Below are 19,267 nucleotides of genomic sequence, written 5' to 3'. Positions count from 1 at the left end.
ATTTCTATCTTCTTGCCATTATTTCTTTAATGTCCCAGTACAGCAAACACAGCAGCATATCAAAAACTCTTCTCCTCAATGGTATTTTGAAGAAAAGAGTCTGAGTTTAGTTTAATATTTTTTTTAAATATTGTCCGGTATAACTTTCTTTGACTTTTACTACTTCTTCAGGCGTTCCTGTTGCGACGATGGTTCCGCCTTGATCTCCGCCTTCCGGTCCTAAGTCGATAATGTAATCTGCGGTTTTGATCACATCTAAATTATGTTCGATAACGAGAACTGTGTTTCCCGCATCCACCAGACGGTTCAAAACTTTCAGAAGCCGCTTGATGTCTTCGGAATGAAGACCAGTCGTCGGCTCATCCAGAATATAGAAACTGTTGCCTGATTGTCTCTTGTGCAATTCGCTGGCCAGCTTCATCCGCTGGGCTTCGCCCCCTGACAATGTGGTTGCCGGCTGTCCCATGGTAACATAGCCCAGACCAACATCTACAATGGTTTGAAGTTTGCGCTGAATTTTCGGAATCGCTTTGAAAAACTCCGCGGCTTCTTCGATCCGCATGTCCAGAACTTCGGAAATATTCTTACCCTTATAGTGAACTTCTAAAGTTTCAGAATTATATCGTTTGCCGTGGCAAACTTCGCAAGGAACATAAACATCTGGTAAGAAATGCATTTCTATTTTGATGATTCCGTCTCCCCGGCAGGCTTCACAACGTCCGCCCTTCACGTTGAAACTAAATCTGCCCTTCTTGTATCCCCGCACCTTTGCCTCATTGGTCATTGCGAACAGACCCCGAATATCATCAAAAACGCTTGTGTAAGTCGCCGGGTTGCTTCGAGGAGTCCGCCCGATTGGACTTTGGTCAATATTGACCAATCGTTCGATCGACTCGTATCCGGTGATTTTTTTATGAGCACCGGGCCGTTCTGAATTGCGGTTAATTTTTTGTGCCAACGCCCTTTTCAAAACTGCATTGACGAGTGTACTTTTTCCAGAACCGGAAACGCCTGTGACCACCACAAACTCTCCCATGGGAAACTTCACAGTCAAATCTTTCAGGTTATTTTCTCTGGCTCCTTGAACGGTGACGAATTTCCCATTGCCTCTTCGTCTTTCAGTCGGTACTTTTATTTCTCGTTTTCCCGCCAAATATTGTCCTGTCAACGATGCTGTATTTTGAATCACTTCTTCCGGAGTTCCCGCAGCAATAATCTCTCCGCCGTGTTCACCGGCACCCGGGCCCATATCAATCAGATAGTCAGCTGAGCGCATGGTGTCTTCGTCATGTTCTACTACAATCAAAGTGTTGCCCAAGTCTCTCATCTTCTTTAGGGAAGTAATCAGACGGTCATTGTCCCGTTGATGCAAGCCAATCGACGGCTCATCGAGAATATACAAAACACCGGACAAGTTGGAACCGATTTGAGTCGCCAGACGTATCCGCTGAGCTTCCCCGCCTGAAAGAGTGCCTGATGAGCGGCTCAAACTTAAATAATCCAAACCCACATCTTCAAGAAAAGACAAACGGTCTCTCAATTCTTTAAAAATCGGTTTTGCAATCATACTGTCTTGTTCCGAAAGGTTTAAATGTTTGAAAAAATCCAACGATTGAGTGATGGACAGCTCGCTCACTTCACCGATGTGTTTGCCGCCGACTTTTACGGACAAAGCTTGAGGATTCAAACGATAACCATGACAAGATTGACATTCCAATTCAGTCATATACAAACGCATTTGTTCACGGGTGTAATCGCTGCTTGATTCGTGATAACGCCGGTCGATATTGATAAGCACCCCTTCAAAAGGAACATCCACGTCACGGACACCGCCAAAATCATTCTCGTAATGAAAATGAAACGGCTCTCCTTTGGAACCAAATAGTATCAGCTCTTGCTGAGCCTTCGTCAGTTTCTCAAAGGGTGTATCAAAATCAATCTTGAAATGAGCACACGCCTGCTCCAGCATTGCAGGATAATAATTAGAACTGATGGGGTTCCATGGAACGATGGCGCCTTCTCTTAAAGTCTTGGAAGGATCGGGAACTACTAAATCCTGATCCACTTCCAACTTGACGCTTAGTCCGTCACAATCGGGACAGGCACCAAACGGCGCATTAAATGAAAACAAGCGCGGTTCCACTTCGCCAAGGGTGAAACCACAATATGGACAGGAATAATGCTCGCTGAATAAAATTTCTTCTCCACCGATTACATCCACCAAAGCATAGCCTTCAGCTAAACGCAGGGCAGATTCAAAAGAATCAAACAGACGGGAGCGGATACCTTCTTTGATCACTATCCGGTCGATAACAATTTCAATCGAATGTTTTTTATTTTTTTCTAACTCAGGAACTTCCATGACATCGTAAATCTCACCATCAACCCTGACACGGACATAGCCTTCTTTTTTTATCATCTCAAAGACTTTTTTATGCTGTCCCTTTTTCCCCACGATAATAGGTGCTAGAATCTGTATTTTTGTGCGATCTTCCATCTCCAACACACGCTCCACCATCTGCTCAACAGACTGGCTTTTGATTTCTGTGCCGTCGTTGGGACAAATCGGTACACCCACACGGGCAAAAAGCAAACGCAAATAGTCATTTATTTCCGTTACCGTCCCCACCGTGGACCGGGGATTTTTGCTGGTAGTTTTCTGATCGATGGAAATCGCCGGACTCAACCCGTCGATACTGTCAACATCCGGTTTGTCCATCTGACCTAAAAACTGGCGGGCATAAGAAGACAAGCTTTCTACATATCTTCTCTGACCTTCAGCGTACAAAGTATCAAAAGCCAAAGAGCTCTTCCCTGAGCCTGACAGCCCAGTAACGACCACCAGCTTGTCCCGTGGGATTGTCACATCAATATCTTTTAAATTATGTTCTCTTGCGCCGTGGATAACAATTTTATCATTTGCCACGCTTTCACCTTCCTTACAATTCCGCTTTTAATTCTAACACTGTGTCGCGCAATGTTGCTGCTCGTTCGAAATCAAGTGCTTTAGCGGCATCTTTCATTTCTTTTTCAAGGTCAGCGATCACATCTTGCTTTTCTTTCTTGCTCATTTTACCGTAATTATCAACCAAATCATACGATTCTGCATCTTCTGCCACCTTGGAAATGCTAATTAAGTCTCGGATTTCTTTGATGATCGTCTTAGGCGTGATGCCGTGTTCCTCATTGTATTTTTCTTGAATACTGCGGCGTCGTGCTGTTTCATTGATTGCTTTTTCCATGGAATCCGTCACTTTGTCTGCATACATGATGACTTTTCCATTCGCATTACGGGCGGCACGGCCGATTGTTTGTATCAACGACCGCTCGCTGCGCAAGAAGCCTTCTTTGTCTGCATCCAGAATTGCAATCAACGAAACTTCAGGAACATCCAATCCTTCACGAAGCAAGTTGATTCCCACCAAAACATCAAATTCCCCCAGACGCAAATCACGGATGATTTCTGTCCGCTCCAAGGTTTTGATATCACTGTGCAAATATTTCACCTTGATACCCAGCTCTTTCAGATAATCAGTCAAGTCCTCCGACATTTTTTTGGTCAAAGTCGTGACAAAAACACGTTCATGCTGATCGATTCTTTGATGGATTTCTCCAACCAGATCGTCGATTTGTCCCATGATCGGTCTCACTTCTATTTTCGGATCGAGCAAGCCCGTTGGACGGATGATTTGTTGAATCACATGATCGGTCCGTTCCATTTCATAAGGGCCGGGTGTTGCCGAGACATATATGATTTGATGCACATGTTCTTCAAATTCTTCGATTCTCAACGGACGGTTATCCAAAGCACTTGGCAAACGAAAACCATAGTCCACAAGCATTTGCTTACGAGAACGGTCCCCATTATACATCCCTCTGATTTGAGGCAAAGTCACATGGGATTCATCCGCCACGATAAGGAAGTCATCAGGGAAAAAATCCAGCAGTGTATACGGCGGTTCGCCCGCTTTACGGCCATCCATGTGTCTGGAATAGTTTTCAATGCCCGAACAATAGCCCATCTCCCGCATCATTTCGATATCATAGTTCGTCCGCTGTTCCAAACGTTGAGCTTCCAGCAGCTGGTCGTTGTCACGCAGTTCTTTTAATCTCAGCACCAATTCATCTTGAATTTTTTTAATCGACGATTCCATGTGGTCTTCATCAGTCACAAAGTGAGTCGCCGGGAAAATGGCCACGTGTTCCTGATCAGAAATGATTTCCCCTGTCAGAGCATCCACTTCCCGAATCCGTTCCACCTCATCGCCAAAAAATTCGACACGTAAAGCATAATCGGCACGGGAAGCCGGAAAAATTTCCACTACGTCCCCCCTGACACGAAAACGTCCCCGCTGAAAATCAATGTCATTACGCTCAAACTGGATACCTACCAATTTTTCCAGCAGTTCGCCTCTTTCAAGCTCCATGCCTTCACGGATTGACAACACTTGTTTGCGATATTCCTCCGGGTCTCCCAACCCATAAATACAGGAAACGGAGGCGACCACAATCACATCATTCCGTTCCAAAAGAGAGCTTGTAGCTGAATGCCGCAGTTTGTCAATTTCATCATTGACGCTGGAATCTTTTTCTATATAAGTATCACTCGAAGGAACATATGCTTCAGGTTGATAATAATCATAGTAACTGACGAAATACTCTACTGCATTATTGGGGAAAAACTCTTTCAGCTCACTGTACAATTGTCCCGCCAAGGTTTTGTTATGGGCAATCACCAGCGTTGGTTTTTTTATTTCCTTAATGACATTGGAAATAGTGAACGTCTTTCCTGTTCCGGTGGCTCCTAAAAGAATTTGTTCTTTTTGATTATTTTTTATATTATTGATCAGCTGCTCGATTGCTTGGGGCTGATCGCCATTTGGTTGATAATTTGAAACCAAATCAAACGCCAAATCTGTTTGTTTTTCAATCATCCAACCACTCCTTTATTCTTTATCAATGGTCACTTCACTATTTTAACATAGGGAACATACTTTCGCTACTTTTTAAGAATAGACTAAAAATAAAAAAAAGCAAGAAAATATTTTAAAACTTCAGTGTCTTTCTGGAAGCATCCCGTCTTGTTAATCACATATATTTTTATCACTTGAACGTGAAAAAAATACGAATGTATAAATATTTAAGTATATTTTCTGGAAAAAGAATTCCGTCAGTATCGTTATGGTATCATGTAAACAGATTATAAAAAGGACACTTATTAAGAGAGATTTCCGTGAATAACAAAAAAGGAGAGTAAAATGGCTCATAGTATATTTATTGTTGAAGACGATCCAGTGATTTGCCAACTTTTAGAACAACATCTGACCCAATGGGGATTTGAGTGCCGCAGTGTACAGAATTTTCAAAAAGTGTTAGCTGAAATTGGGAATTTTGAAGCAGAACTTGTCATCCTTGATATTTCATTGCCCTATTACAACGGTTTTTACTGGTGCCAAAAAATCCGTGAAACATCTCAGGTCCCGATTATTTTCCTGTCCTCCGCCGATGACCAAATGAATATGGTCATGGCTATGAACATGGGAGCAGATGATTTTATTGCCAAACCCTTTGACCTGCATGTGCTCGTGGCAAAAGTACAAGCTTTACTTCGACGAAGTTATGACTTTACCCAACCATCAGTAACTGAGTTAACATACCATTCTTACACTTTTTCACCTCAAGAGAATCGTGTGGCATATCAAAATACTCAAGTAGATTTATCTCCCAATGAAAGCAAAATTATGTTGCTATTGTTTAAAAATGCCGGTAACGTTGTCCCCCGTGAAACAATAATGGAGTTATTGTGGGAAGGCGACGAATTTGTTGACAGTAATACTTTAGCTGTCAATATGACTAGACTTAGAAAAAAACTATCTGTTATCGGGTTGGACCATCAAATTCAAACTATAAAAAATACGGGCTACATGTTGAAAGAAGTGACAAAATGAAATGAAAAAAAATATACAGCTGTTTGGAAAATTCTTATGGAGCCGAAAATCATTTTATATCGCTTATCTATGCTTGTGCTTTATATTCATAGTAACTTTTCATCTCTATAGCTTGAATTTATCGGCATTTATAGATGGTGTCTTATTTTCCTTAACAATACTGCTTTGTCTAAGCGCTCTGGATTTTTTGTTTTTCTTGCGTCAGCATTTACTGTTAGAAAAAATACAGCACCAGTCAGAATACTATTTTGATCAATTAAATCATCTTCCACGGGTGATTGAGCCGCTAACCAATGATTATCAACAATTATTTTTGCAAGCCGTTGCTGAAAAAGAAAAAATAGCGGCAAGAAAACAGCAAGATATGCAAGAACTGATGGATTATTATGCCATGTGGAGCCATCAGATTAAAACACCTTTGGCAGCGGTGAGTTTGTTAAGCCAGACCGAGCAAATCAATCAAAACAAACTAAAAAATGAAATATTTAAGATTGAAAGTTATTTAGATATGATGCTGCATTATTTAAAAATGCAAGAATTAGAAAATGATCTTGTTTTTGAATCAGTTGAGTTATCCAAATTAATTAAGGCAGTCGTACGCAAATTTGCCACATTTTTCATCGATAAAGATTTATCTGTAGAGATTGCTGATTTTGAGAAAGAAATTGTCACAGATGAAAAATGGCTGAATTTTATTTTAGAGCAGCTTATATTCAACAGCATTAAATACACCCATTCTGGTGGCATTAAAATCTATTGGAAAGATGAGCAGCTTATAATCGAAGATTCAGGAATTGGTATTTTATCCCAAGATTTGCCGCGTATTTTTGACAGAGGTTACACAGGCTTTAATGGCAGAGAGGATAAAAAGGCAACAGGCTTAGGCCTGCATATGAGCGGGTTAATTGCCGAAAAACTCGGCATCCAGTTAACATTGAAATCTGAAGTTAAAGAAGGCACTAAAGCACACTTGTTTTTTAATCAAGAAACCTATGAAATGGAATGAATGAGCCCAAACTTACCTAAATGTAAGTTTGCTTTTTTATCTGTAAGTAGGCATGGAGAGCATTCTTTCGTAAGATAAAATTAACCACTGAAGACGGGAGGATCATTATGACCTTACTAAAAGTAACAAATTTAAATAAAACTTATCACACACGAATCGGAGGTACTAAAGTTGAAGCTTTAAAGAATATCTCATTTTCAATCAATCAGGGGGAATATGTTGCCATCATGGGAGAATCAGGTTCGGGAAAAAGTACACTCCTGAATCTGTTAGCAACACTAGACAAACCTTCATCTGGCTCAATCCATTTGAATCAAGTTGTCTTGAACACTATCAAAGAAAAAGAGGCCGCTGCTTTCCGCAGAAATCATTTAGGTTTCGTGTTTCAAGATTTTAACTTACTGGACAATTTTTCAGTTCAAGATAATATTTTATTGCCTTTGGTTTTAGCTAAAACTGAACTTGGAAAAATGCGTCAGCGTCTAAACCAGTTAGCTCCTAAATTAGGATTGATGTCGCTGCTGGAAAAATTTCCCTATGAAATTTCCGTTGGACAGCAACAGCGGGTAGCCATAGCCCGTGCTTTAATCACCCAGCCGGAAATTGTTTTAGCAGATGAACCTACAGGAGCTTTAGATTCAAAAACATCCAACCAACTACTACAACTATTTCAACAGCTAAATAATGACGGGCAAACACTGTTAATGGTCACTCACAGTGCAGTGGCTGCCAGTCATGCCAATCGTATACTTTTTATCAAAGATGGGCGAGTGTTTCATCAGATTTATCGAGGGAACATGACGAATGAAAGTTTTTTAACCACAATTTCTGAAACCATGACCGTTTTACTGACAAAGGAGGACTAAGTTATGTTTTATGCTAAACTTGCTTTTTCTAACCTGCGGAAAAATCGTCGCGTCTACATTCCTTTTATTTTTTCAATGGTCTTTCTTATGATTGTCAATGTTGTAATGCAAGTACTCGTCACAAATCCAGGGATGGACCAACTTCCCAGGGCGCAAGCAGCTATAGAGTTATTTCGTTTTGGCTCATATGTCATTGTCTTTTTTTCAGTTATTTTTTCTTTATACACCAACAATTTTTTACTCAAACAGCGTAAAAAAGAACTGGGTTTGTATAATATTCTAGGGATGGGCAAACGGGAGCTGACCCATATCATGTTTTGGGAAAGTCTTTTTTCTTTTCTCATTGTGACTACGTTGGGAATTATTTTTGGCAGTATCTTCGCTCGTTTCTGTTTTCTAGTCATGAGGAGGATACTAGGAATCGGAGAAGCTTTTCATTTTGAAATTCATTTAACGACAGTAGCTTTTTTATTTCTTTTCTTCTTATTTATTTTTGGCTGCTTCTTTTTGCTGAATGTATTTCACTTAAGGACTGTTAATCCCATTGATCTTTTTCGAGGAGCTCAACACGGAGAAAAAGAACCTAAAATGAACTGGCTGACAGGATTATCAGGCGTTCTCTGTATCGGACTAGGCTACTATTTCTCTGTCACAATTCAGTCTCCCTTGGCTGCTTTGAATCAATTCTTGTTGGCAATCCTGCTAGTTATCTTTGGTACCTATTGCTTGTTCTCTGCCAGCAGTCTCATGATTCTAAAACTATTAAAGCGCAACGAAAAATATTACTATCATCCTAAGCATTTCTTTTCAATTTCAAGCATGATGTATCGCTTGAAGCAAAATGCCATGGGATTGGCCAGTATTTCCATCTTATGTACAATGGTCTTGGTTACCATCTCCACAACAGCCAGTTTATATTTTGGTATAGAAGGATTGGTAAAAAATCGCAATCCTTATGATATCAGTGTCACAGTTTCCCAAAATGAAACAGAAATTTTTAATGGACTTCATTCATTAGCTCAAAGTAATCAGCTAAGCGTTACGAAAGCGGATATTATGCATACTTCCAAGGGTTTGGTAATGTTGCGGAAAGATCAGCATTTTTTCCCCTTTGTGAAAGGAAAAGATAACATGAAGGCTATGCAAAGCCTGTCAATGATTGCACTGATGGATCGATTAGAATATGAACGACTCACAGGGGAAAAAATAAAACTCAATGCGAATGAAGTTTATTTATTCGAAATGGGTGGAAAATATTCACCTGACTCTCTTGTACTTGGGAACACTCATCTACGTATCACAAAAAAATTGGATGAAACTCCACTTTTTCCAAAATCACAAGGAATTGATAGTTTTCTATTTATCATGAATTCTCAAGATGAAATTAGCACTTTAATCCGATCGATGTTTTCTCAAGAAGACTTTTCCGAGATGTCTCAGCCTGAAGCAACAATCTTTCTTAATGTAAAAGGAAGCCAAGAACAAAAAATGGCTTTCGCCAATCAATCTTTTGCTTACGTGGATAGTCTAGGTCTCAGAAATACTTTTTCGTCCAAGGAAATAGACAGAGAAGATTCTCGCAGTTTTATGGGCGGGTTCTTATTTTTAGGCGTCATCTTTGGTTTGACATTCACTTTGGCAACAGCAACCATCATTTATTATAAGCAGCTTTCGGAAGGCAACCAAGATCAATACCGTTACGATATTATGCAACAAGTTGGTATGAGTCATTCGGAAGTAAAAAGTACTATAAATAGCCAGATTCTCATGGTTTTCTTTTTCCCGATCGGCTTAGCAGCCTTACATCTGTTTTTTGCAGTTCCAGCCATCCGAAAATTACTGCTGATGTTTGGGTTAAGCGATTTTCGTCTGATTTTGATTATATCCACACTGACTGTCATCTTTTTCTTCTTGATTTATTTGGCAGTTTACCTATTGACCTCCAAAGTTTATTATCGGATTGTTGAGCGGAGACCAGGAAGTTTTAGGGCTTTCTGAACAAGCTTTCAAAAAACAAACACCTTAGCTATATAGTAAAGGTGTTTGTTTTCATTGTTAGTGTTAAATTTATATTTTATCGCGTACTTCCTCTAACGACTAATTCCGGCTGGAACCAGTTATTTCCTTGCGAAACGCCCTCTTCGTCAATTTTTTTCAGCAGCATTTTTGCACAGGTACGTCCCATATCAATAACTGATTGTTTGACTGTGGTCAGTCTCGGATAGGCAATTTGGTCAAGAAAAACTCCATCAAAACCAACAACGCCGAACTCCTCAGGAACTTTTCCTTCTTTTTCTAGCAAGCCTCGGATAACTCCAAAAGCCAAACGGTCTGAACTGCAAACGAAAGCAGTATTCTTCTCAAAAGAATCGAAATTTTCTTCAATATAGCCCGCAGAGTAACGTGAGCGATTTTGAAAGCGGACGATGTCTGTCTTTTTATTTTTTTCTCTCATAGCCTGTAAGTAGCCGGCTTCTCTGGAAATTTCAAAAGGCTCATCCACATCAATACCTACATAGATGATTTGCTCATAGCCTCTTTCCAACACGTGCTTGGTACTCAAATATGTGCCCCGTTGATTGTCAGTATCAACGAAATCATAACCATATTTATTTTCACCGAACAAAATAATCGGGTTTTCGATTCTATGAATCCATTCGTAGTCTTTGTCTCTCATGCCGGTAATGATATATCCATCGCATAGACCGATATCAAAACCATTTTCCGTGACCAGCTGAAGAGAATATTGGTGCTTGTCCAACTCTTTAGAAATCCCCATCAGCAAATTCATATAATAAGGTTCAGTCGTATCCATTTCCTCTAAAATGAAAAGCTTGATAATATGAGTGCGATTGTTAGCTAAAGCTTTGGCAGCTACGTTAGGTTTATAATTCAACTCTTTCATAGCTTGAAACACCAGCTGCTTTAGTTCATCTGTCACTTTCTCAGGATTATTGATTACTCGGGAAACTGTCATCTTAGAGACATTCGCTTTTTTTGCCACGTCAGCTAAAGTTACCATTTTTTCCTCCTGCTTCACATGATTTGTATGTTACTATTATAGCCTCATCCTTTAACCTTTGCTACTTTAAAAAAATAGAAATATACTTTTTGTTCATTTTCTACTGAACGCAACTAACTAAGGGTTATTTTAATGTTATTATATCAGGCAATTACCGCTTCCAATAAGCCATTATCAAAGAAAATGTATTTTTTTGTGGGAGATGTTATATTTTAATCGCTTTTAGGGTATAATATATTAATCACAGATAAAGGAGAGTGTAATTTTAATGACACAGACAAAAAAATTAAAGAACAGATGGCTAGTCGCAATATCTGGTGTGGCGCTCCATCTGTCGATTGGTTCGGCTTATGCGTGGAGCATTTTTACCAAACCAATACAGGAGGTCACCAGCTGGAAAGCAAGCCAAATTTCATTTGCTTTCAGTATTGCGATTTTCTGTCTAGGGTTTTCAGCCGCTTTCATGGGGAGGTATACGGATAAGTATGGCCCGCGGGTCACTGGAACCATTTCTTCTATTTTTTTTGGCTCTGGAATTGCATTGACAGGGGTTGCAATATCTATTGAATCTTTACCTATGCTGTATTTAAGTTATGGGCTGATTGCTGGAATCGGCTTAGGAACTGGCTATGTCACACCCGTCTCTACAATGATGGCATGGTTTCCCGACAGACGCGGATTAGCCACAGGGATGGCAATCATGGGATTCGGTTTTGCTACATTGGTCACAACACCGATTGCAGAATCACTCATGAACGCCAGCAACATTGGATTATCTAAAACTTTTTACATCTTAGGAGCTGCGTATTTTGTTATCATGTTTCTTTCATCACAATATATCGAAAAACCGCCAGTAGGCTGGAAGCCTAAAGGTTATCAAGAAGAAGCAGCAGATGGAGAAATTCAAACGACTGGCGACACAGCAGCCATCGTTGAGCTGACAGCAGCTGAAGCACTTAAAACAAAACGTTTTTGGATGTTGTGGCTGATGTTGTTTATCAATATTACTTGCGGTATCGCACTAGTCTCTTCTGCTTCGCCAATGGCTCAAAAAGTCACAGGCATGAACACAGGACTAGCCGCAACAATGGTAGCAATCATGGGTATTTTTAATGGCGGCGGACGATTTGTCTGGGCAACCGTTTCAGATTACATTGGACGCTCCAATGTTTTCACTGCGTATTTTATTATTGACATCATCGCACTGACCCTTTTAAATTTCACTAAGTCGCCGATGGTCTTCAGTATTCTTATCTGCGTTGTGATGACTTGTTACGGTGGAGGCTTTTCAGCAGTCCCAGCTTATATCAGCGATATTTTCGGGACGAAAGCTGTCGCATCTATCCATGGATATATCTTAACTGCCTGGGCAATGGCAGGTATGGCAGGTCCTCTGATTTTATCCTTTACTGCCGACAAAACCGGGTCCTATTCATCTGCTATTATTATTTTTATCACTATGTCAATGATTGCTTTGGCATTATCATTCCTAATCCGCGTAGACATAAAAAAATCAATGGCAGTACAACCAAGCAACTAGCACTTATTAAAATTAATATAAACACTAAAAAAAGAGAATCTGGAACTAACTGTTCCGATTCTCTTTTTTATTCTTCAAAAGTTCAAAAGCTTTCAATACATTCTCTGCCAGCACTGCATTCGTTACAGTTCCAACGCCTCCCGGTACTGGTGTGATAGCAGCAACTTTTTCTGCTGCCTCCTCATACTCCACATCTCCAACAACTTTTCCTTCCGGGGTCACGTTGATTCCCACATCAATGACGATGGCATTTTCATCAAGCTGATCAGCATCGATATGATGAGGGATCCCAATCGCGCTGATGACTATTTCAGCGTCTTTAGTCTCACGCTTCAAGTCTCTTGTCGTACTTCGGCAAATCTTCACTACTGCTCCCCGGTCCATTAAGGCTAGAGCAAGCGGCTTACCGACCACCATACTATAACCCACCATCACGATGCGGCTGCCCGACAACTCGACGCCTGTAAAATCTAAAATATCCAAACAGGCTTGTGCCGTACAAGGGATGAACGATGAAAAATCCCCTTTGTAAATGCTCAGCATATTTTTCTCTCCAAAGCAGTCAACATCCTTTTCTGCTTTGACGATTTGACTGGCATAGTGGTCAGACAAATGTGCCGGTAAAGGTTTTAACAGTAAAATCCCATGAACATCAGGGTCATCGTTTACCTTGGTAAAGCTACTGTCAAAAACTTCTTGTGCTACATCTTCTGGTAAAGTTACTGTCTTCACATCAAACCCTAGATTACCCAAGATTTTTTTGCAAGAATTTTCATAATAAATCTGATCTGCATCGTTTCCGACCCTAACGATTGTCAAATTCGGCTGCACGGAAAGCTGTGCCAGTCTCTCTTTAATTTTTTCTTTTTTAGGTGCAGCAATCTCTTTTCCTCTTAATATTTTGGTTGTCAATAATGTCACTCACTTTCTCTTCATCCATTGCTTTATCGTATCATTTTTCTTCCCGGTTTGCCTGTCATTTTTAATTTGTCATGGACATTATACCAAGCCGTCAAGTCGCGGGATATTCTTTATTTCATTTTCAGTAATGAGCCAATCCACAGGTATATCATGTAGCTCACGGGGTACAGAAGAAACCGTCATCCGGGACCAGAGGCACAAAATTTTATTCATTCGGCTGTCTGACAAATAACGGTCGTAGAAACCTCCGCCATAGCCTAAGCGAAACCCCTGTTCATCTGCTGTGATACAAGGGATAATCCCCACATCAATCTCATCTTTTTCGATTAAAGGGCAGCTGTCGACCGGCTCTAAAATTTTATATTTCCCGCCAGAAAGTCTCAAGTCTGTCAAATCATTAATCTCAAAAGCCCCCATCTCTCCAAATGTCAGTACTTTTGGGACACACACTCTTTTTCCCTGAGATAAAAATTTTTGGATAAATGGCTGAGTGTTGATTTCATCAGCCATCCCCACATAACAAAATATCATCCCGGCTTGCTGATAAGCTTCCAAACTAAGGAGTGCCTGTAAAATATTTTTCTCTGCCTGTCTGCGGTATTCCAAAGATAATTTGGTGCGCCGCTGAATCATTTCTTTACGCAAATCTTGTTTATTGATTAAAATCACCTGCTATTTTTATCAGTAGATTTGGTGCTTGACCTGATTAAATATACTCTCTGAAAGCCTGCCGCCTTCTGACAAATATTTTTCCGTCCTGTTAACGATGTCTTCTGCATAATTCTTATCTGTCATAGATTTAGCATTGATATAGATATTCAAGGAGGCACTTTGTAACCCAGCCTGCAGCATCGCAACTCCAACGCCCACATCACTGATAACTAATTTACTTCCCTTTTCCAGCAATTCTTCCAGTAAAGTCATCACTGTGACAGACAATTCCATCATTTCTAATGGCGCACTGCAGGCCAGCCTCAACGCCTCCTCCATCACTTTATCTTTATGTTTTTTCTCTTCTTCAGTTCCCTGTGCTAATCCGTAAGCTCGGGACAGCGGAAGAAAGTTATCCGCATCCGCTTGAACCAGTGCCATAAATTGTTCCAGTGCAGCTCCCAGCTTTTCCAATAATTGCCCAAGATCTTCTTCGTATTGGGCATATTTTTTCTTTCCTTTTGTTAAGTTTACCACCATCATTCCCAGTGCAGTTCCCATTCCGCTGGCATACGCAGCTGCTCCGCCTCCGCCAGGTGCCGGCAATGACGAACTTAAATCTTGTAAAAATTTTATTGCTGATTGATCCAGTATTTTTTCTGACATGACCAGTCTCCTCCCACTAACACTATCAACTCTTTTCAACAGAGATGACCATTTATGTCATTTGATATTCTCCATTGATCTTTCAATAATTTTTTAGACTCTTCAGATTTTAAAAATTAGCTACCTGACAACCCCGCAGGTAGCTAATTCGTTGATTAAAACTGAAACGGGTAAACACATTCACTCTCCGTGCAAAAGACCACTTTTTTAAAATTCATCTTCTTCCGGCTGATAGGGCAGACCTTGATCATATTCTTTCGTATGTTTTGCGATGACTTTATGAAGCACCAATAGTGCTAATACGTTTGGAATGACCATAAAGCCATTGAATAAGTCTGCCAAGGACCAAACCAACTCAACTTTCAAAATACAGCCGACAAACATGAAAATGGCCACTAATACAGCATAAATCGGAACTGCTTTTTTGCCGAATAAATATTCCACATTCGACTCTCCGAAAAAGTACCAGCCGATGCACGTTGCATAAGCAAACAAGGCGACACAAATCGCGATAAATGGATAGCCGAACACACCCATTGTTTGAGAATAGGCATGTTGTGTTAATTCTATCCCATCCAAAAACACGCCATTTTCCATTACTCCCAAAGAATTTGTAGTCAGGATTACCAAGACAGTCATCGGCAACAAGATGATAGTGTCGATAAAAACTCCCATCATGGCAACTAGCCCCTGGTCAGAAGGGTGCTTTACTTTAGCCAGAGCGTGTGCATGGGGAGTCGACCCCATACCGGCTTCATGAGTAAACAAACCTCGTGCGACACCATAACGCATCGCCTCTCTTACTGTGACTCCTAAAACTCCGCCTGCCACAGCTTCAGGATTAAACGCCCCTAAGAAAACTTCTTTGAAAGCTCCCGGGATAGCACGAAAATTGATCATGACCACCACGATCGAAATAATTGAAAAAAACACTGCCATCGTAGGCACTACTTTTTCTGTCACAGCAGCCACACGCTGTCTTCCGCCAAGAAACACGTACAAGCCCGCAACTCCAAAAACCAAACCTGAAAGCCATGCAGGAATATTAAAAGCTGCTTCGAATGCATTCCCCACAGAATTTGATTGTACCATATTCCCCATAAAGCCTAGAGCTAAAATAATAAAAACCGCAAACATCACGGCAATTAGTTGCCCTGCTCTGCCTTTAAAAGCTTTTTTAATATAAAATACCGGACCGCCGACGACTTGGCCGCCCCGTCTGCCTCGGTAAATTTGCGACAGCGTGGCTTCTGAGTAAATAATTGCCATCCCGAGTATGGCGCTGATCCACATCCATAGAATTGATCCCGGTCCTCCAAGAACCATCGCTGTGGCAACCCCGGCAAGATTCCCCGTACCGATTTGGGCAGCAATCGATGTCATTAGGGACTGAAAAGAAGTCATCCCTTCGTCGTCCGCTTTTTCTCCAAAAAATGCAATATTCCCGAAGGTTAATTTAAAACTTTTTCTAAAATACCTAAATTGAACAAAGTTTGTTCTGATAGTATAAAAAATACCCGTGCCGATAAGCAAAAATATCAAAATGATATCCCATAAAAAATCCCTAATCGTATTAATAAACTCTATAAACTGATCCAATAAATTCCACCCCATTTTTCATAATGTATTTCAATTTAAAACTTTTCAGCACTAACCTAGATTTCTGAAAATATACAATGAGAGTGGTATAACTATTTTTTTATCGGCATGGAAGCAAAAAGTAAACAAACTAAATGAAAAGCTAGTGATGTGTCAAAATTATGCAATTTTACAGAAATCTAGGCTGATTTTGGCACACATTCTAAATTATCGCGGCAGCGAATGGATTCCTTTTTTGGAAATGTTATCCAACGCTTCGATTATACCTTCGTGCACGGTCGGATGAGGATGGATGACTGACAACATATCCTCTACCTTTAGATTATTAACAATTGCTGCACTGTATTCACTAATCATTTCAGTGGCAGTCTCTGCCATTATGACCGCTCCAAGCAGTCTGCCAGATTCCTTTTCAGTGACTATTTTAATGAATCCCCGGTCGCCCCCTTTAATCATGTGGCGGGCATTTCCGCTTAAAATGTATTTCCCGATGGTCACATCATGACCTTTTTTCTTAGCTTCTTCTTCGGACAATCCTACACTGGCAATTTCCGGTGTGGTGTATACACAGCCGGGAATAACAGCCAGGTCATAAGGCGGCGGACACTTGGCAATCTGAGATACGACATTAACACCTTGAGCAGAAGCCACGTGGGCAAGCTGGGCATTTCCAGCTACAATATCTCCAATAGCAAAAATGGACGGTACAGATGTTTGGAAGTTTTCATCCACAACAATAAAACCCCGGTCCGTTTCTATTCCAAGTTCTTCTGAAAATAGTTTTGATTTGCGGACACGCCGTCCCGTAGCCATCAATACTTTGTCGGAAGATACTTTTTTCAGCTCACCTTTTTCTTCATAGCTGCATGCGATTTGCGAGTCCTCTTTAAAAAATTCCGTCACTTTAACATTTGTTTTTATTTCTACACCGCGGCGTTTCAAAATCATCGATAAATTTTGAGAGACTTCCCGATCAAAAGTTGCCAGTATTCTTGGCATGGCTTCTAAAATCGTCACATTACAGCCTAAATCGTTATAGAACGAAGCTATTTCGACACCGATCACACCGCCGCCGACAATCACTATGTTGTCCAGCTTCTCAGGATTGCTCAAAATATCATCGCTGGTGACTATTTCTGTCAGCTCTATCCCCTTAATCGGAGGGAGTGCCGGAATCAACCCCGCAGCGATAATGATATGTTCAGCTTCATAAGGTTCGCCAGACACTTCGATTTGTGTGGGACCAGTAACAATTCCCTCACCAACTGCCAGCTGGATTTTATTTTTCTTCAATAATGTTTCAACACCAGCCCGGATTTGATTCACCAAACGGTCTTTTCTAGAATAAATCGCCGTCATATCATAAGCGGCATCCCCCGCTTGAATCCCAAGTTCAGGCAATTGCGCCTGCTTGCGATACGCTCCGCTGCTTTCCAATAAAGTTTTTGTAGGAATGCATCCGCGATTTAAACAAGTCCCCCCCACTTTATCTTTTTCTACCAGCAGCACAGACAGTCCCAATTGGGCGGCTCTAATCGCCGCCACATACCCGCCAGGACCTGCACCGATAATTGCCACATCATACGTCTTCATCTGATATCCTCCGCCTTCTTAATCAAAATCATACGCCAGTTTTGGCTGCCGGGCAGCTTTGACCTCGTCTAGGCGTTTCACTACCATTCGATGAGGAGCTCCTTTGACTTTTTCAGGATTATTATAGATCGTCTCATGAATTTCCCGGTAGATTTTGATGACTTCATCCAGTGTTTCTTTTGATTCTGTTTCGGTCGGCTCAATCATCAAAGCTTCTGGTACGATCGTAGGGAAATACATCGTCGGCGGATACATATCGTAATCCAAAATCAATTTTGCAACATCCAAGGCTGTGACACCTGTTTCTTTTTTGATGTCTTTCAGGCTTAAAACAAACTCATGCATACAGACTCCCGGATAACCTACTTGATAATAATCTTTCAAGCCTTCCATCAAATAATTAGCATTCAAGACCGAAGTTTTTGCAGCGTGAGGAATCCCTTCTGCACCTAAATACAAAATGTAAGTCAATGCACGAACGTCTACGAGAAAATGTCCATAAAACGCCTTGACACGTCCAATTGAATGTTCCGGTGTGACAAAGTTGAATGTCCCTGACTCTTCTTGTATCGGATGATCATTAGGCAAGAATTGTTCCAGAAAATTCTTCACACCAATCGGACCAGATCCCGGACCGCCGCCGCCATGAGGAGTAGAAAACGTCTTATGCAAGTTTAAATGAATCACATCAAATCCCATATCTCCGGGACGTACTACTCCCATAATCGCATTTAAATTCGCTCCGTCGTAGTAATTCAGACCGCCGGCATCATGGACGATTTTCGTCACTTCTGAAATATTTTCTTCATACTTTCCTAATGTATTAGGGTTGGTCAGCATGATTCCTGCTGTATCGTCTCCAACTACTTTCCTCAGCTCTTCCGGGTCCACACAGCCGTTTTCATCAGAAGGGACATTGATAGTTTTATACCCCACCATTGATGCACTCGCTGGATTCGTTCCGTGAGCTGAATCCGGCACGATGATTTTATTACGCTTAAAATCTTTTTTTGCTGTGTGGTAAGCTCTAATAATCATTAGTCCGGTCAATTCACCGTGAGCACCTGCAGCAGGCTGGAAAGTCATCTTGTCCATCCCGGTGATTTCACATAAATATTTTTCTGCCAAGGTGAATACTTCCAACGCCCCTTGAACAGTTTCCACCGGTTGAAGCGGATGGATTTTTGTAAAATTAGGCAGTGAGGCCATCTCGTCATTCAGTTTAGGATTGTATTTCATCGTACATGACCCTAATGGATAAAATCCGTCATTTGCACCATGAGTCCGTTTAGCCAAAGCTGAATAGTGGCGCGTGATATCGGGCTGTGCAACTTCTGGTAAGTTTAATGCCTGCTCTCTTTGAAACATTTCCGGCAGTTCCGCTTCCGGTACATCTAAAGGAGGCAACATCGCATTTTTAATCCCAGATTTACTTTTCTCAAAAATCAATTTCAT

At 40.9% G+C, this 19,267-nt stretch carries 14 protein-coding genes; 5 read left to right on the top strand and 9 right to left on the bottom strand.

What is annotated here, in order from left to right:
• Positions 1–106: 106 nt before the first annotated feature.
• Positions 107–2,926 (bottom strand): excinuclease ABC subunit UvrA, encoded by a 2,820-nt coding sequence (gene uvrA / locus AC4PHI_RS04650; RefSeq protein ID WP_492201152.1) that lies wholly within the window; start codon positions 2,924–2,926, stop codon positions 107–109.
• A 13-nt stretch (positions 2,927–2,939) separates the two neighbouring features.
• The gene (gene uvrB / locus AC4PHI_RS04645) at positions 2,940–4,934 is read right to left on the bottom strand and encodes an excinuclease ABC subunit UvrB (RefSeq protein WP_492201151.1); all 1,995 of its coding nucleotides are present in this window, start codon (positions 4,932–4,934) and stop codon (positions 2,940–2,942) included.
• Positions 4,935–5,258: 324 nt separating this feature from the next.
• On the opposite strand from uvrB, the gene AC4PHI_RS04640 reads away from it, so the two are divergent.
• The 4 genes from AC4PHI_RS04640 to AC4PHI_RS04625 all read left to right on the top strand — a co-directional run bounded on the left by AC4PHI_RS04640 (position 5,259) and on the right by AC4PHI_RS04625 (position 9,818).
• Entirely contained in the window at positions 5,259–5,948 is a 690-nt protein-coding gene (locus AC4PHI_RS04640) for a response regulator transcription factor (RefSeq protein ID WP_492201150.1), read from the top strand.
• A gap of 1 nt (position 5,949) precedes the next feature.
• Complete coding sequence (locus AC4PHI_RS04635; RefSeq protein ID WP_492201149.1) at positions 5,950–6,954, top strand: sensor histidine kinase; 1,005 nt, start codon at positions 5,950–5,952, stop codon at positions 6,952–6,954.
• 107 nt (positions 6,955–7,061) lie between these two features.
• A complete protein-coding gene (locus AC4PHI_RS04630; RefSeq protein WP_492201148.1) occupies positions 7,062–7,820 on the top strand; it encodes an ABC transporter ATP-binding protein in 759 nt (252 codons plus the stop codon).
• 3 nt (positions 7,821–7,823) lie between these two features.
• Positions 7,824–9,818: an FtsX-like permease family protein gene (locus AC4PHI_RS04625; RefSeq protein WP_492201147.1), complete on the top strand. Its 1,995-nt coding sequence runs from the start codon at positions 7,824–7,826 to the stop codon at positions 9,816–9,818.
• 76 nt (positions 9,819–9,894) lie between these two features.
• On the opposite strand, the gene AC4PHI_RS04620 is transcribed toward AC4PHI_RS04625, so the two are convergent.
• A complete protein-coding gene (locus AC4PHI_RS04620; protein WP_492201146.1) occupies positions 9,895–10,842 on the bottom strand; it encodes a LacI family DNA-binding transcriptional regulator in 948 nt (315 codons plus the stop codon).
• A gap of 268 nt (positions 10,843–11,110) precedes the next feature.
• Here AC4PHI_RS04620 and AC4PHI_RS04615 point away from each other — a divergent pair, with 268 nt between their 5' ends.
• Complete coding sequence (locus AC4PHI_RS04615) at positions 11,111–12,382, top strand: L-lactate MFS transporter (protein ID WP_492201145.1); 1,272 nt, start codon at positions 11,111–11,113, stop codon at positions 12,380–12,382.
• A gap of 45 nt (positions 12,383–12,427) precedes the next feature.
• Here AC4PHI_RS04615 and AC4PHI_RS04610 read toward each other — a convergent pair whose 3' ends face one another.
• From AC4PHI_RS04610 to gcvPB, 6 genes are all read right to left on the bottom strand, one after another.
• Positions 12,428–13,303, bottom strand: a complete 876-nt coding sequence (locus tag AC4PHI_RS04610) for a bifunctional 5,10-methylenetetrahydrofolate dehydrogenase/5,10-methenyltetrahydrofolate cyclohydrolase (protein WP_492201144.1) — start codon at positions 13,301–13,303, stop codon at positions 12,428–12,430.
• A 78-nt stretch (positions 13,304–13,381) separates the two neighbouring features.
• Entirely contained in the window at positions 13,382–13,972 is a 591-nt protein-coding gene (locus AC4PHI_RS04605) for a 5-formyltetrahydrofolate cyclo-ligase (protein ID WP_492201143.1), read from the bottom strand.
• Positions 13,973–13,984: 12 nt separating this feature from the next.
• Positions 13,985–14,620, bottom strand: coding sequence for a cyclodeaminase/cyclohydrolase family protein (locus tag AC4PHI_RS04600; protein WP_492201142.1), 636 nt, complete (start codon positions 14,618–14,620; stop codon positions 13,985–13,987).
• 207 nt (positions 14,621–14,827) lie between these two features.
• Positions 14,828–16,219 (bottom strand): alanine/glycine:cation symporter family protein, encoded by a 1,392-nt coding sequence (locus AC4PHI_RS04595; protein WP_492201141.1) that lies wholly within the window; start codon positions 16,217–16,219, stop codon positions 14,828–14,830.
• 207 nt (positions 16,220–16,426) lie between these two features.
• Complete coding sequence (gene lpdA / locus AC4PHI_RS04590; RefSeq protein ID WP_492201140.1) at positions 16,427–17,812, bottom strand: dihydrolipoyl dehydrogenase; 1,386 nt, start codon at positions 17,810–17,812, stop codon at positions 16,427–16,429.
• An 18-nt stretch (positions 17,813–17,830) separates the two neighbouring features.
• On the bottom strand, positions 17,831–19,267 hold the full coding sequence (gcvPB, locus tag AC4PHI_RS04585) for an aminomethyl-transferring glycine dehydrogenase subunit GcvPB (RefSeq protein WP_492201139.1): 1,437 nt from the start codon (positions 19,265–19,267) through the stop codon (positions 17,831–17,833).

The organism is Vagococcus sp. QWL-13 (assembly GCF_058683555.1).
Note: the sequence above shows the minus strand (reverse complement) of the source record. Positions and strands in the feature narration are given on the sequence as shown.